The following is a 13,721-nucleotide window of genomic DNA, read 5'->3' as shown; positions in this document are numbered from 1 at the left end:
ATCCCCTGTACCATAATCAAGAAAATATGTTATAAGTAAATAATGCAGCAAAATAAGCTAATGCCGTCATGTATACTGTTTGAATTAACGGCCATTTCCATCCTTTGGTTTCTCTATAAACCACCGCAACTGTACTCATGCATTGCATTGCAAATACGTAAAATACCATTAGAGAAAATGCGGTAGCTTTGTTAAATACCTTATCTCCTGTTACTGGATTGGTTTGCTGATCAAGCTTTTGTTTAATGGTCAATTCATCTTCCACATCCGCACCAATACTGTATATAGTTGCTATTGTTGAGACAAAGACCTCCCTAGCAGCAAATGAAGTGATTAATGCTATTCCTATCTTCCAATCATAACCGAGCGGTTTAATCACTGGCTCAATTCCTCTTCCCATTATGCCAATAAAGGAGTTTTCTAAAAGAAGAGACGAGGTTTCTGCTTGAATCGACTCATACTGATCTTCTGTTGCTAGAGCTAACTTCTTTTCACCCTCTTGTCTTATCTCCTCCATTTTTGAAGGAGGACCATAAGTTGCCAAAACCCATAAGACCACTGAAATTGCAAGGATCACTTTACCTGCTTCCGTTACAAAGGTTTTAGATTTATTATACATGGTTAAAACCACATCTTTCCACCTTGGGGTTCTATAAGTCGGCAATTCTACCATCAAAAAGCTTTTTTCTTCTGACTTAAGAATGAATTTTAATAGTAATGCCGTAAACAAAACACCTACTATTCCAAGTAGATAAAGTCCGAGTAGCGTAATTGCTTGGAGGTTTACAAATCCAAAATTTTCATTTGGAACTACTAACCCAATTAGGATCACATAAACGGGGAGTCTTGCCGAGCAACTCATTAACGGAGTTACAAGAATAGTAATGATTTTCTCTTTCCAGTTTCCAATATTTCTAGCAGCCATAACCCCTGGTATGGCACATGCAACTCCAGAAACTAATGGGACTATACTCTTTCCATGGAGGCCAAAAGGGCGCATCCACCTGTCCATTAGGAAAACCACTCGTGACATATATCCAGTGTCTTCCAAAATAGCTAGGAAACCAAATAATAAAGCAATTTGAGGAATGAAAATAACCACACCACCAATTCCCGGTACAATCCCTTCTGAAATCAAGCTTGTCAAAGGTCCTGCGGGTAAAATATCATTAACCCATCCACTGATTTCGGCAAATAAGCCATCTATTAGGTCCATCGGGACAGAAGCCCATGTAAAAATTGTTTGAAAAATCAGCAAAAGTATTCCTGTAAAAATCACATAGCCCCAAATAGGGTGAAGAAAAATTCGATCTAAAGCCGAGGCAGATTTTTTCACTTCTTTTTTGACCACACAGGATTCTACTAAAGAGGTGATTTTTCTATATCGCAACGTAGTTTCCTCGAGTTGTGCACTTTCTAAATCAAAATTTTGAGAGGTAATTAGGGACTGAATCCATAACCTATCCTCTGGATTGATAGATCGGTCTTTGGGACCAAAACGGAGCATTTGATATGCTCTATAATCATTTTTGAGGTCGAATTTTTCTCTTATTGGTTTTATTAAACTTTGAGGAATAACCTCCGAAATATTTAAATATGAGGATTCTACACTGAAATTCTTTTCGTGTATAAGTGACTTAATCTGCTCTAATCCTTTAATTCCTCTAGCATCAGTACTTAATATGGGTACGCCGAGGGATTTGTAGATCTCATAATTCCTTATTTCTATGTTCTTCTTGGCAGCTAAATCTGCCATGTTTAAAATGATGGCTAGCCTAATTCCTAAATCGATTAGCTGAGTGGCTAAAAACAACCCTCTCGAAAGCTGACAGGAATCAATGACCATCAATACAAAATCAGGTCTTTTTTCCTTGTCAATATGATTTAATACTCTATGGGCAATTATTTCATCTTCAGAATTAGGGTATAAACTATAGGTGCCAGGAAGGTCTAAGATCTCATAAGTTTCTCCATCAAAATTCATCCAACCCGTCTTTTTATCGACCGTTACTCCCGGGTAATTCCCGATTTTTTGATTCAACCCGGTCAGTTGATTAAAAATCGTAGATTTTCCAACGTTCGGATTTCCGATTAGGGCTATTTTAGGAGTTCGAATTGTAGATCGAATAGTGGACTCAGACATGAAAGTTTATAGCAATTGAACCTCAATCAAGGCAGCTTCAGATTTTCTGAGAGCCAAAAGGGTTTCATCCATGAGAAAAGCCATCGGACCTCCCATTGGGGCAGCATGATTTAAAGTGATGGTTTTCCCAGGCAAAAAGCCAAGTTCCATCAAATTAATTTTGAGGGGTGATGATATGATCTCCCTTATTATGGCAGATCTGGACGCAGTCATTGTATCAGCAGTGATAGGCATAGGTCTATTTGGGTGATATCCCATGCGTAAAAATAGAACTATTTGGAATGAATCTAAAGAAAAATAAACAAGATTTTTATCAGTTTTTTTTATTACTTAGGATTATTTAATACTTAGCTTCTCATTATTCACTGAAATAGTCCTTCCATTTTCAAAGATAAGTTGCATGCTAAACTCGATAACTACCTCCTTTCCAGGGTCTTTTATAAAAGATAATTTATAATAATCATCCAAGTAAATTATGATGTTTTCAGAAACGAACTCTTGTATTGGCTTTGTATCAGAAGCTGAAAAATAATTGATTTCAAAAAAGTCATTCAAAAGATCACCGGGTTTTAAAACGGTACCATCTCCCAGCTCAACCTCTTTTAAATTAAATAATTTTAAATCTTCAAGCCTTTCTTGAGATTTTGGTGGAATAGGTGAACAAGCATAAGCAACACCAGGCAATCCAAAATTAGAAGACTCAATTGCCGAAACTATTTCAATGTCTTTTATCTTTAAAGTCTTTAAAATCTGTTTGTATGGTTGGGGTATTTCCGGATTTAATTCTTCACCATCAGTGTTGACGGTTAACATTTCAAGTGAAATAATTTTAAAATCACTTATCTGTGTTTTAGACCCGCAACCACAGCTGTCGGTACATACTAAATCACAAGAAATAGGAATCAGAGCTAAAAGTAAAAATAGACTGACCGTAGCCAGTGAATTTTTATAAAAACTTCTCATTGGACTAAACTTTTGAACTATTCAAAGTTGTGAAATTCAATGAATAATTTGTAGAATTATTTGAGATAACTTTCTAGAAATTAGCTTTTAAAGAAATAATAAAGTTTCTACCTGCTGCCGAAAGGCCAGAACTATAGGGCCTGTATCTTTTATCTCCAATATTTTCTAATCCTGCCATTAGGTCAATGAATTTTGTGATTTTATAAGTACCATTTAGATTGAATGTAACCCATGATGGCGAATATGGATTTCCGTTTTCGTCTTTTGCATAGAGTTGAGGCTTTCCTTTCTCATCTACCGGCATATCTTCAAAACTCACTTTTCCACTGTATATACTGCTAAATTCAACTTTTAATTTTTTCTTCGAGTATGTTAGTCTTGTTAGTCCGAAAAGTGGAGCGACATGGCGAGTTGGGCTCTTACTTTCATCGTCCAGCTCTTCCTCCCCTTTTTGCCAATTTATTTTGGAATAAAAAAGCCAATTTTGAGTAGGTGACCACTCGATTCCCGCTTGTATACCATATACTGTGGCGGAGGCAGCATTTTGAATCGCCAAAACTTTACTCTGAACTCCCTCATAAGGAATGCTATCAAGACCATTTAACTGGAATGGTCTTCTCACCATCGCATTATCCATAATAGTGTAAAATAAAGAGGCATCAATTTTCAAGAAGTTTCCCCAAAATTTATTTATGTTGATTTCTGCATTATAAACATATTCTGGTTTTAGATCCGGATTGGGGACGATAATAGCACCTGGCTCAGAGTCGAAAAATTTACCAAGATCATCCACGTTTGGAGCTCTAAATCCAGTAGAAAATTGAGGGGAAATCAGCCATGTGGTGCTAGGGGTAAAAATTAGACCTAAGGATCCTGTAAAAGCACTATTATTATTTTTGGTCTTTTGATAGGGAAGTGGGAAGAATTCTGAATTAGAGGTAAAATCAGCTGAAAGTAAAATCTGATTAAACCTTAATCCGGTTTGTAATTTTAATCTTTCTGATAAATGGGCATGGTAAGTACTATAAATAGCCAATGATGTCCAATTAGATTTTGGGTATCTGGCCGACGCTGGAATCTCATCATTCGATTGGATATTTATTTCTTTTCCTGTGGACTCGACCCCATTATAAACGGTTTCAATTCCGTAGCTTAAAAAGCTCTCTTGATTAATGTTTTTCACCCAATCTGCATTTAGAGACAAAGCATTTACTTTTTCTAGCCGATCAAATAAACTAGAGTTGTTAAATCTTCTATTTAGCCTGCTCTCCTCAAAATATTGGTGGGCAATTTTTAAACTCATTTGATCATATAGTCGACCATCCCCTAATTGATTCAACGTTAATTGATTCATCATCCAAATTTGTGGCCCGTAATTCCAAATTGCATATTTTGGTTTTTCCAAAGTACCTTCGATTAAACGATCATATCGTGGTATATCTGAAGATTTTGAATAATGAAATGCATATTCCCAATCCGTTTTATTGCTGGGTTTGAACCTGATTTTCTGCATCAAGTTTAACTGAGAATATCCGCTTGTCTCTTGTTTCCGAGGGTCTGGGTTTTCCAATACCTGATCCTCAATTTGAGATGGTACTACATACCATGGGCGTAAATAATCATCAGGTCCATTTTTCCCCATTTTTAGATCCCCATAATCAAAATGAGAAATGCTTGTTAAAAAGGCCCATTTTTGTTTAGAAAATGAAATATCCCCATGGAAAGATTTTTCATTATTGGCTGAAGAAAATCGGCCAAATAAATTTCCGCTTACCGAAAGTCCTGAATCTGAATAACTTGGTTTTATTGTTTCAAAGGCCATGACGCCTCCTAAGGCATCACTTCCAAACATCACTGAGCCTGGGCCAAATAATATCTCGGTATTTTGTACTGCCAATGGATCTTGTGAAATCACATTATGAAGATTACCTCCCCGGAAAATTGCTGTATTAATTCGTATTCCGTCTACTGCATAAAGTAATCTATTTGCAGAAAAACCCCTTATCATAGGACTTCCTCCTCCTTGTTGGCTTTTTTGGATAAATACATCTCCATTGCTCCCCAACCAGTCTGCGGTGTTGGAAGGTGATCTCAATTGAAGTAAATCTTTGTTCAACACGCTGACTTTTCCGGGAATGTCCTGATTGCTTTGTCTCCATCTGCTTCCAGAAACAATAGCTTGATCCATTAGAATCAGACCAGGTGTTAGATAAACATTATATCCTGCATCTTTTAATTCTTTTATCGAAAATGAGGAAGATTCATATCCCAACATTTGAAAATGAACCATAGCTTGATTTGAAAAAATTTCAATATCTATTTGACCTTTAGAATTTGATATTGAACTTAAATAGGGTTCATTTCCAAAAATTAAAACTCCGGGTAAGGGGATATTTGTGTTTTTATCATAGACAGTCAAGACTTGCCCAAAAGAGGTGATACAAACAAAGAAGATTAGGGAAAATAAGAATTGATATTTCTTCCTCATAAAGGGTTAAGGGAATTTACTAGGTCAGGAAGTTGAAAAGTAAATGTTTGTAACTACAATTAAATCTTCCTTTAGATAAAAAGTGATTAATTAGTATGGAAGGCTTAAAAATAAAGAAACCGGTCTGTTTTAGACCGGTTTCAGGTTATGCTTTTCCTTTAAGCATCAGATTCCAATACATGAAGGGGAGCCCGTATTTCTTAAGCAGCCACATAGAGTATTGTTCCTTTGTGGTATCTACAAATTTCGAAATCAAAGGGTCACTGTCCCTAATATTGTCATACTTAAACTCTGCGAGTACCATTTTTGAATAGCCTGTAACTAGAGGGCAAGATGAATACCCATTATAAGATGCAGAACCTACATGGTTACTATGAATCAATTTTAATAGGTTTTCTACTACGACAGGTGCCTGTTTTCTGATAGCTGCTCCAGTTTTTGCTGTAGGCAGAGCAGCTACATCTCCTAATGAAAATATATTTGAGAACCTTTTATGCTGTAAGGTATGTATGTCGACATCAATCCATCCTTTGTTAGCTCCTTCTTGAATAGAAACGATAGAGTTTCTTATAAATTCCGGAGCTCCTTGTGGTGGTGCTAAATGGAGGAAGTCAAAAGATATTTTTATTTCAGAATCCCCAACTATTTCTTCTCCGATTTTATTGCCTTCAGTAATTATAGGACCATTTTCTCCTGGTTTTATGTATTTAAAAAAGATTTCTTTTTTATCGGGGTCTATTCTGACTGGTGCATAAAAAGGTTTGAAAATAATATCTCTATCATGAATTATTTTATTTAATGTTTTAGCAAAGTCAGGTACTCCGAAAATCACTGTGCCAGGTGTTGCAAAGACAACATTGCTTTTATCTCTAACACCAGATTTTCTGAAATGCTCTTCCGCTAAATACATGATCTTTTGGGGTGCCCCACCGCATTTAATGGGGGTAGTAGGTTGGGTGAACACTGCATTTCCTCCTTCAAACTTTTGAAGCAACTCCCACGTATGTTCCGGATCGGTATAATTGCTACAAACAACTCCTTTTTCCATTGCCTCAGGTAATCCTGGCAATAATTCAGGCATCATAACCAGACCAGGTGCAATGACTAAGTATTCATAAGATATATTGCCTGAAGTTTTTGTATTTACAGAATTTGAATCAGGATCAATCTCAGAGGCAAAATCCCTTATCCAGTCAACACCATCTGGAATATAATCTGCCTCGTTTCTTTCAGTGTCTTTAAAATTATATGTTCCTGCACCTACTAATGTCCATGCAGGCTGATAGAAATGTTTTTCAGAGGGTTCTATGATTGCCATAGAAAGGGATTTATCCTTCCTTTTAAGTTGAGCTGCTACAGTTATTCCTGCTGTTCCTCCGCCGATAATAAGAATTTGATAGTGGTTCATTTGCTGGTAACTTGATTTTGAGAAATTTAAAAAGACTTTGGAAAGTAAAAGGTGACATTTATCACCTAAGTAAGATCGCTTTGCTTTTTTATTAAAATATTGAATTCAATCCAGAAATTTTCAATGTATATGCTCTTTTTTTCAAAGTGCCTTTTTTCAATTCCTAAAAAAAATCAAGAACAGGATTCTTGTACTTAGTTGAGGCTTAAAGAGTCAGGTTTGAATTCGTATATTGATTCTAAAAATTTTGATAAAGCAATAGCCCATTATTTTATTTTAAAAGAGAATATTATTAAAAAGCGAAATTCAAGGTGATTCGAACCTTTCGGTTTTATTTAAAAGGGTAAAAGTCATTTTTTTTGTCTAGTTTTTTAATAAATCTATTTTCTTGAGTAAAATAATTTTCCTTACTCATTTGATTATTGCACAATCAATTAGAAAAATTAGCCTCGGATATATTCAGAATTATTTAGGAGCTTTTTTGTACCTTAAGAGGAAAGTTTTTTTTTTGTATTGTGTGATGTAAATCACCTAAGTCCTTTTATTCAAACGTAACTTTGATTTTTTATTAATTATTATGAATCAAGAAGAGCTAAAATCCTATTTACCCAATTTCACAGACCCAAAATTACTTCAGGATATTTTGGATAAAGGTCAAATTCTTCATTTGCATGCAGGCAAAGTATTAATGGAGCCAGGGCAGTTTATAAAAATGGTGCCAATAGTCTTAGAGGGATCAATTAAGATATTGAGAATGGATGAAGAAGGAAAAGAATTATTTTTATACTATTTGGATGCCGGTGAGACTTGCGCGCTTTCTTTAACCTGCTGCTCAGCATCTAAACCAAGTGAAATAAAAGCAATAGTTGAAGAGGATACCACGTTAATAGGAATTCCTGTATCAGTTCATGAACAATGGACCGAGCAATATAGACAGTGGAAAGATTTTGTGTCAAATACTTATCAAAGCCGATTTCAGGAAATGTTGGTGGCTTTGGATGCTGTAGCCTTTAAAAGAATGGATGAGCGGTTGATGCGATATATCGTCACTAAAATGAAGCAGCATAAAGCAAATGAGCTACATACAACGCATCAGGAAATAGCAAATGAGTTAGGTACTTCTCGTGAAGTGATTTCCCGATTATTAAAGCAGCTTGAAAAAAAGAAATGGATAGAACTTGGTCGAAATGTAATTTATATCCGAGACGATTTTGAGGAATTGATTAGTAAATGATCAATTCATAATTAATAAGGGCACATGAGTGTGATACGCCATCTGAATAGTTTTGCTTTTGGATAAAATTTGATCCCAAATATTTTTTTGGTTATGGCACATTACTAAGATTACATTTTTATGTTTTCCAAGGTATTTGTCAAGGCCTTCAATTAAGTTTTCGGATTTCAAAGTTTCTAATTTTGATTCGAGTTCTGGATATTTATTATTAACATAAGTTTCTAAACCGAGCAATGTTAATTCCTCCTTGAAATTGTGATGGATTTCAATGTGGAGAAAATCCAATTTCAATTCCCAATTTTTACTCATTTGGATTACTTTTTCTAAAAATTGTTCTTCATGATCAGAAAACTCCAAGGCAAGAGTTACTTTATCAATATTTTCAACTTTTGCATCAGCTGGTATTAATAAAACAGGACATTCGGAAGCTTTGATAACATCGATTGATGTGCTTCCCAGTAAAGTACGCTTGATTCCGGTTTTTCCTTGGGTGCCTATTACAATCAGATCTGCATTTATTTCTTCTGCTGTTTTAGAAGTCATAATTGAGACAGTACCATCTTTGATTAACCCCTTGATTTGAACATCCTTTTTTTTATAAAATGTAACTAGCTCTTCAAGGTATGATTCTGCATCTCTATGCATACCTTCTATTACGATTGCAGCTTGGGCAGCAAAATCATAAATTGCTTCTATTACATGAAGAATTGTAATTGATCCATTTTTCTTTTTAGCTAAGGAAACTGCAAAGTCTAGTGCTTTTTTTGAATTTTCAGAAAAATCAATGGGAACTAATATTTTCATGGTCAGAGGGTCATTTAATTTTCAATTAAATTACAAAAAAAGTTTACTCCTATCTATGATATAAATCAGGATTGCATTTAGAATATTTATTTTATTAAGGTTAAAAGAATCTAAGTTTTTTTTAGTTAAAAAAATACTTTTAAAAATCGAATGTAACATTTGTCACTACTTACAGCATACAGCTATAGTACTTTTGTCATGTCAATTATGAATAAAAAAATATGGACTTAATTAATTTATTAGGATTTGCCGCCGCAATAATAATCGGAGTATCACTTGGACTAATTGGAGGTGGTGGCTCTATTCTGACTGTACCTGTTCTTGTCTACATCTTAAGTGTTGAGCCAGTTTTAGCGACTGCTTATTCGCTTTTTGTTGTAGGAAGTACCTCTCTTGTGGGTTCAGTTACTTATATGAAGAAGCAATTGGTAGATTATAAAACTGCACTGGTTTTTGCCATTCCCTCATTTATTGCAGTTTTTTTAACAAGAAAATTTCTTGTCCCAGCTCTTCCTGACCCTTTATTCACCCTTGGAGGATTTGAAGTTGCAAAAAGCGTGGGAATCATGGTGTTTTTCTCAATTATTATGTTAGCAGCTTCTTATTCAATGATCAAAGAGAAAAAGACTAAGGCAGGTAGTGAGGAATCTGAAGTAAAATTTAATTTTCCCCTCATTGCAATTGAAGGACTACTTGTAGGTTTGGTGACAGGGATTGTTGGTGCCGGTGGTGGATTTTTAATTATTCCTGCATTGGTATTGCTTGCAAAACTTCCGATGAAAAAGGCAGTTGGAACTTCATTATTGATCATTGCAGCCAAGTCTCTTATAGGTTTTCTAGGGGACGTTGCCAATCAGCCAATTGATTGGATGATGCTATTGATATTTACAGGTTTATCTGTAGTGGGAATTTTTATTGGAAGTGCACTTTCTAAAAAAATAAATGAAAAAGCCTTGAAGAAAGGGTTTGGATGGTTTGTGCTAGCAATGGGAATTTATATAATATCCAAAGAATTGATTTTTGTTTAACTATGGATTTCGATGCTGATTAAAAAATAAAGATGAAACAAGTGATTAACTCTTCAATTTCAAGTCATAGAAATTACGAGAATGTCCCATCTGGTAAATTCTATGATCTTAGCCTATCCAGTAACACTGTAATCTTGGATGTACGGTCTTTTGGGGAGTTTTTAGGAGGAAAGATTTCAGGTGCTATTAATTTTGATGTTTCAAGAAGCGATTTTAAAACTCTAATGGAGGAACTTCCTAAAGGAAAAAACTATTTGGTTTACTGCAGATCTGGAAATAGAAGTAAAATAGCCTGTGAAATCATGATAGAACTTGGATTTGAAAATGTTAAAAACCTTGAAAAGGGTTTAATTTCATGGCCATTTGGAACAGTATAAACAGGAAAAAATCTTAAGCATTTATAAAAAGAGCCTCAGAGGCTCTTTTTTACTTTTTAACCTTTATATACCATGATATAAAACGTAAGCCAAATTGCCAAAGGTATGTAGTAGGAAACAATAACAACTATGGAACTTTCTCCAAGACTTCTATTGCTAATCATGTGAAAACCATAAATCCAAAGGATTCCATATAGGATTTCAAAAACGTTTATGGTGCCTAGGGCATAATGGAATTGCTCAGCAATATTCTCTGGTCCCAAAAGAGATAATACAGAAAGTGCTCTGAATTCATCTATTTCTTGATAAGTAACTGACGAGGATGGGTCTAAAAAAATCAATAACCGGATTAATTCGGGGAAAATAAAAACTACTTCTGCTACCAATGCAAATTTCCAAAGCTCTTTATACGGAACTTTAAACCCAAGAAAAAATGCTCCAACCCAAAAGAGGAAAGCAATTGCTGTGAACTTCCAAAGCAAAGCAAAAGGAGTCCAGATATAATTAAGAGCATTAAAAATATGGAAAATCATAAAATCCCCTCGCTTCTCAAGCGAGTCATAATCTGGAATGGATTCTAGTATCAAGGAATTCGTTAAATACCTGATAGTCAAAAAGATTATTACTAAAATGAAAAAATAAGTCCTTTTATCGAAATCTATTATGTCTTTGAGACGTTGTGCTTCTGGAGTGAGTGGTTTAGCCATTTTTAGAGGTTTCTATTCCAAATCTAAAATAATGTTTGGGATTCCATCTAATTTTGCAAAGTCATTAAAGGATCATGATTAAAAAAATAATTACTATTTGTTTGTTTTCAATCTTGCTTTTCAGCAAAGTAGTAGCATTTAGCCAATCGGCTCCATTAGATACGTTTGGAGTTGAACCGTCTAGATATTTACTGCTGGATAAGGGCTTACAGTTTAGAGTGACAAAATCTATAAATAGTATGTATGATTTTGATTTTCCTGTTGCCGAAAGGGACTTTGCAGTATTGGCATATCAATATCCTGATCATCCATTACCTGATTTTTTGATGGCTTTAGGTTATTGGTGGAGGATAGAGGTTGATGTGACTAATGAAAAGTATGATGATATTTTTATAGAATATTTAGATAGGGCTATAGAAAAGGCAGAAGCTATTTATGATGAGGATGAAACTAACAAAGAAGCAGCTTTCTTTTTAGCTGCAGGATATGGTTTTCAAAGTCGTTTGTACTCAGAAAGAAAGAAATGGACTAAAGCAGCCTGGGGAGGTAGAAATGCTCTTAAATATATGGAGCTAAGTAGAGGGGAAGAAGAATTTAATCCAGAACTATTACTAGGAGATGCACTATTTAATTATTTCTCCGTTTGGATTCCGGAAAATTATCCATTGTTGAGACCTGTCATGGCACTTTTTCCAAAAGGAAATAAAGAGCTCGGGTTACAACAATTGGAACAAGTTGCCACGAATGCTTTTTACACTCGGGTAGAAGCACAATATTTTTTGTTCAGACTTTATGCTTCTGAAGAAAAGAAGCCATATGAAGCATTGAGGATTTCAGAATATCTGCATTCAAAATTTCCTAACAACCCCTATTTTCATCGTTCTTATGCCAGACATTTATACACGGTGGGAAGATGGGTGGAATCCTTTGACCAATCCCTTCAAATTTTAGATCGAATTGAATCTGGACAAGTTGGATACGAGGCAAACTCTGGTAGGTATGCAGCATTTTATATTGCTGAATTTAACAGGAGGATAGGGGATATGGCCGAAGCTAAAAAATATTATTTAAAAACAGTTTCGTATGGGGAGGAATCAGAGTCCCAAGAAAGCGGTTATTACTTGCATGCTTTAGTTCAACTAGGTAAAATGGAAACAGCTGCCGGAAACAAAGCTTTGGCAAAGAAGTATTTTAAAGAGGTGAAACGTTATGCAAAGCGAAAACACCCCGCTCATCAAGAAGCAAGAGATTTTATCAAAAAGAATAAACTTTAAATTAATTTCTCTCGTAGTTTTCCTAGTAGAACAAGAGAAAATTTGAATATTTTTATAGGACCAAGGTATTTTTATAGGAATCTTTGTTAAAAGCCTTCGTTTTATTAATAAAATTTCGAATTTAAGTATTAAAATATATCACAACGCTTTAAAATTTTAAGCAATTATTATAATTTTGCACAACAGAAAATTTTGTAAAAACGGAAATCATGGATAATAGCGTAAGAATTAAATTTGATAAAATTGATAGGAGGATTCTAGAAATTCTTCAGGGTAATGCTAAGATTACAAACGCTCAACTATCCAAAGATATTGGACTTTCACCTGCACCTACTTTAGAGAGAGTGAAAAAATTAGAGCAGTCCGGAATTATAAAGAGCTATCATGCTAAACTTGATCCTGAAAAAATAGGTCTTGGAGTAAGTACTTTTGTTTTAGTAAGCTTGATTGGGCATAATAAAGGTAATATTGATGCCTTTATGACAGAAATAAATGGAATTCCAGAAGTGATCGAATGTCATCACATAACGGGAACTGGAGATTTTATCTTGAAAATTATTTCTAAGGATATAACAGCCTACCAGAAATTGATGCTAGAAAAAGTTTCTGAGATCAAAGAAGTAGACTCAATGCAATCAATGGTGATTTTGTCTACCTTCAAAGATTCGAAAGTACTTCCAATCCCAGCATAAGTTTTAATAAGGAGTTGAAAAGGGGTGCTATTTGTCACCCCTTTTTTTTTGAATATTATGGAACAAAACCCTTGGAGAACCCAAAAAATTAAACAGATCTATGAAAATCCATGGATCAAAGTGGAAGAGCATGAGGTTATTAACCCTGCTGGAAATCCAGGTATTTATGGTAAGGTTCATTTCAAAAATAAAGCTTTAGGTATTATTCCAGTTGATGAAGAAGGTAACACATGGCTTATTGGTCAATATCGCTATCCATTAGACTGCTATTCTTGGGAAATTCCGATGGGAGGGGGGTCGATTGAAATTGATATTCTAGAAAGTGCGAAAAGAGAGCTTAAGGAAGAAACTGGTCTTACGGCTAAAAAATGGACGGAAATATTAAAAATTCATACTTCTAATTCTGTAACGAATGAGGAAGGGTTTGTTTACTTAGCTCAGGACCTTGAACAAGGAGAAACTGAATTTGAAGAAACGGAGATTTTAGCCATTAAAAAACTACCATTCAAGAAAGCTCTTGAAATGGTTTTAAATGGTGAAATTACTGATGGAATCAGTGTTGCTGGTATCTTAAAAGTAGCAAGAGTTTTTGGAATATAGTTC

The 13,721-nt window shown here is 34.8% G+C and carries 13 protein-coding genes; 6 read left to right on the top strand and 7 right to left on the bottom strand.

Annotation, left to right across the window (positions count from 1 at the left end; genetic code table 11):
* Window positions 1-16: 16 nt before the first annotated feature.
* The 5 genes from feoB to AAGF08_RS10455 form a co-directional block, all read right to left on the bottom strand.
* Window positions 17-2,143 (bottom strand): ferrous iron transport protein B, encoded by a 2,127-nt coding sequence (gene feoB / locus AAGF08_RS10475; protein WP_343511112.1) that lies wholly within the window; start codon window positions 2,141-2,143, stop codon window positions 17-19.
* 6 nt (window positions 2,144-2,149) lie between these two features.
* Window positions 2,150-2,401, bottom strand: a complete 252-nt coding sequence (locus AAGF08_RS10470) for a FeoA family protein (protein ID WP_343511111.1) — start codon at window positions 2,399-2,401, stop codon at window positions 2,150-2,152.
* A gap of 78 nt (window positions 2,402-2,479) precedes the next feature.
* Window positions 2,480-3,106 carry a hypothetical protein gene (locus AAGF08_RS10465; RefSeq protein ID WP_343511110.1) on the bottom strand — a complete coding sequence of 209 codons (627 nt, stop codon included), beginning with the start codon at window positions 3,104-3,106 and terminating at the stop codon, window positions 2,480-2,482.
* A gap of 73 nt (window positions 3,107-3,179) precedes the next feature.
* A complete protein-coding gene (locus AAGF08_RS10460; RefSeq protein WP_343511109.1) occupies window positions 3,180-5,594 on the bottom strand; it encodes a TonB-dependent receptor in 2,415 nt (804 codons plus the stop codon).
* A 145-nt stretch (window positions 5,595-5,739) separates the two neighbouring features.
* Window positions 5,740-7,002 carry an FAD/NAD(P)-binding oxidoreductase gene (locus AAGF08_RS10455; RefSeq protein WP_343511108.1) on the bottom strand — a complete coding sequence of 421 codons (1,263 nt, stop codon included), beginning with the start codon at window positions 7,000-7,002 and terminating at the stop codon, window positions 5,740-5,742.
* Window positions 7,003-7,579: 577 nt separating this feature from the next.
* On the opposite strand from AAGF08_RS10455, the gene AAGF08_RS10450 reads away from it, so the two are divergent.
* A complete protein-coding gene (locus AAGF08_RS10450) occupies window positions 7,580-8,236 on the top strand; it encodes a Crp/Fnr family transcriptional regulator (RefSeq protein WP_343511107.1) in 657 nt (218 codons plus the stop codon).
* Here the strand turns inward: AAGF08_RS10450 and AAGF08_RS10445 are convergent, their stop codons facing one another.
* On the bottom strand, window positions 8,237-9,040 hold the full coding sequence (locus AAGF08_RS10445) for a universal stress protein (RefSeq protein ID WP_343511106.1): 804 nt from the start codon (window positions 9,038-9,040) through the stop codon (window positions 8,237-8,239). It abuts the gene before it with no gap.
* Window positions 9,041-9,261: 221 nt separating this feature from the next.
* Here AAGF08_RS10445 and AAGF08_RS10440 point away from each other — a divergent pair, with 221 nt between their 5' ends.
* On the top strand, window positions 9,262-10,068 hold the full coding sequence (locus AAGF08_RS10440) for a sulfite exporter TauE/SafE family protein (protein WP_343511105.1): 807 nt from the start codon (window positions 9,262-9,264) through the stop codon (window positions 10,066-10,068).
* 32 nt (window positions 10,069-10,100) lie between these two features.
* Window positions 10,101-10,445 (top strand): rhodanese-like domain-containing protein, encoded by a 345-nt coding sequence (locus AAGF08_RS10435; protein ID WP_343511104.1) that lies wholly within the window; start codon window positions 10,101-10,103, stop codon window positions 10,443-10,445.
* A gap of 56 nt (window positions 10,446-10,501) precedes the next feature.
* Here the strand turns inward: AAGF08_RS10435 and AAGF08_RS10430 are convergent, their stop codons facing one another.
* Window positions 10,502-11,152: a sulfate ABC transporter permease gene (locus tag AAGF08_RS10430; protein WP_343511103.1), complete on the bottom strand. Its 651-nt coding sequence runs from the start codon at window positions 11,150-11,152 to the stop codon at window positions 10,502-10,504.
* 74 nt (window positions 11,153-11,226) lie between these two features.
* Here AAGF08_RS10430 and AAGF08_RS10425 point away from each other — a divergent pair, with 74 nt between their 5' ends.
* The 3 genes from AAGF08_RS10425 (at window position 11,227) to AAGF08_RS10415 (ending at window position 13,718) form a co-directional block, all read left to right on the top strand.
* Entirely contained in the window at window positions 11,227-12,426 is a 1,200-nt protein-coding gene (locus tag AAGF08_RS10425; RefSeq protein WP_343511102.1) for a tol-pal system protein YbgF, read from the top strand.
* A gap of 209 nt (window positions 12,427-12,635) precedes the next feature.
* Entirely contained in the window at window positions 12,636-13,118 is a 483-nt protein-coding gene (locus tag AAGF08_RS10420) for an Lrp/AsnC family transcriptional regulator (protein ID WP_343511101.1), read from the top strand.
* Between the two features lie 57 nt (window positions 13,119-13,175).
* On the top strand, window positions 13,176-13,718 hold the full coding sequence (locus tag AAGF08_RS10415) for an NUDIX hydrolase (protein WP_343511100.1): 543 nt from the start codon (window positions 13,176-13,178) through the stop codon (window positions 13,716-13,718).
* The last annotated feature ends 3 nt before the right edge of the window (window positions 13,719-13,721 follow it).

It is taken from the genome of Algoriphagus sp. SE2 (assembly GCF_039563885.1).
Taxonomy (GTDB): domain Bacteria; phylum Bacteroidota; class Bacteroidia; order Cytophagales; family Cyclobacteriaceae; genus Algoriphagus.
Note: the sequence above shows the minus strand (reverse complement) of the source record. Positions and strands in the feature narration are given on the sequence as shown.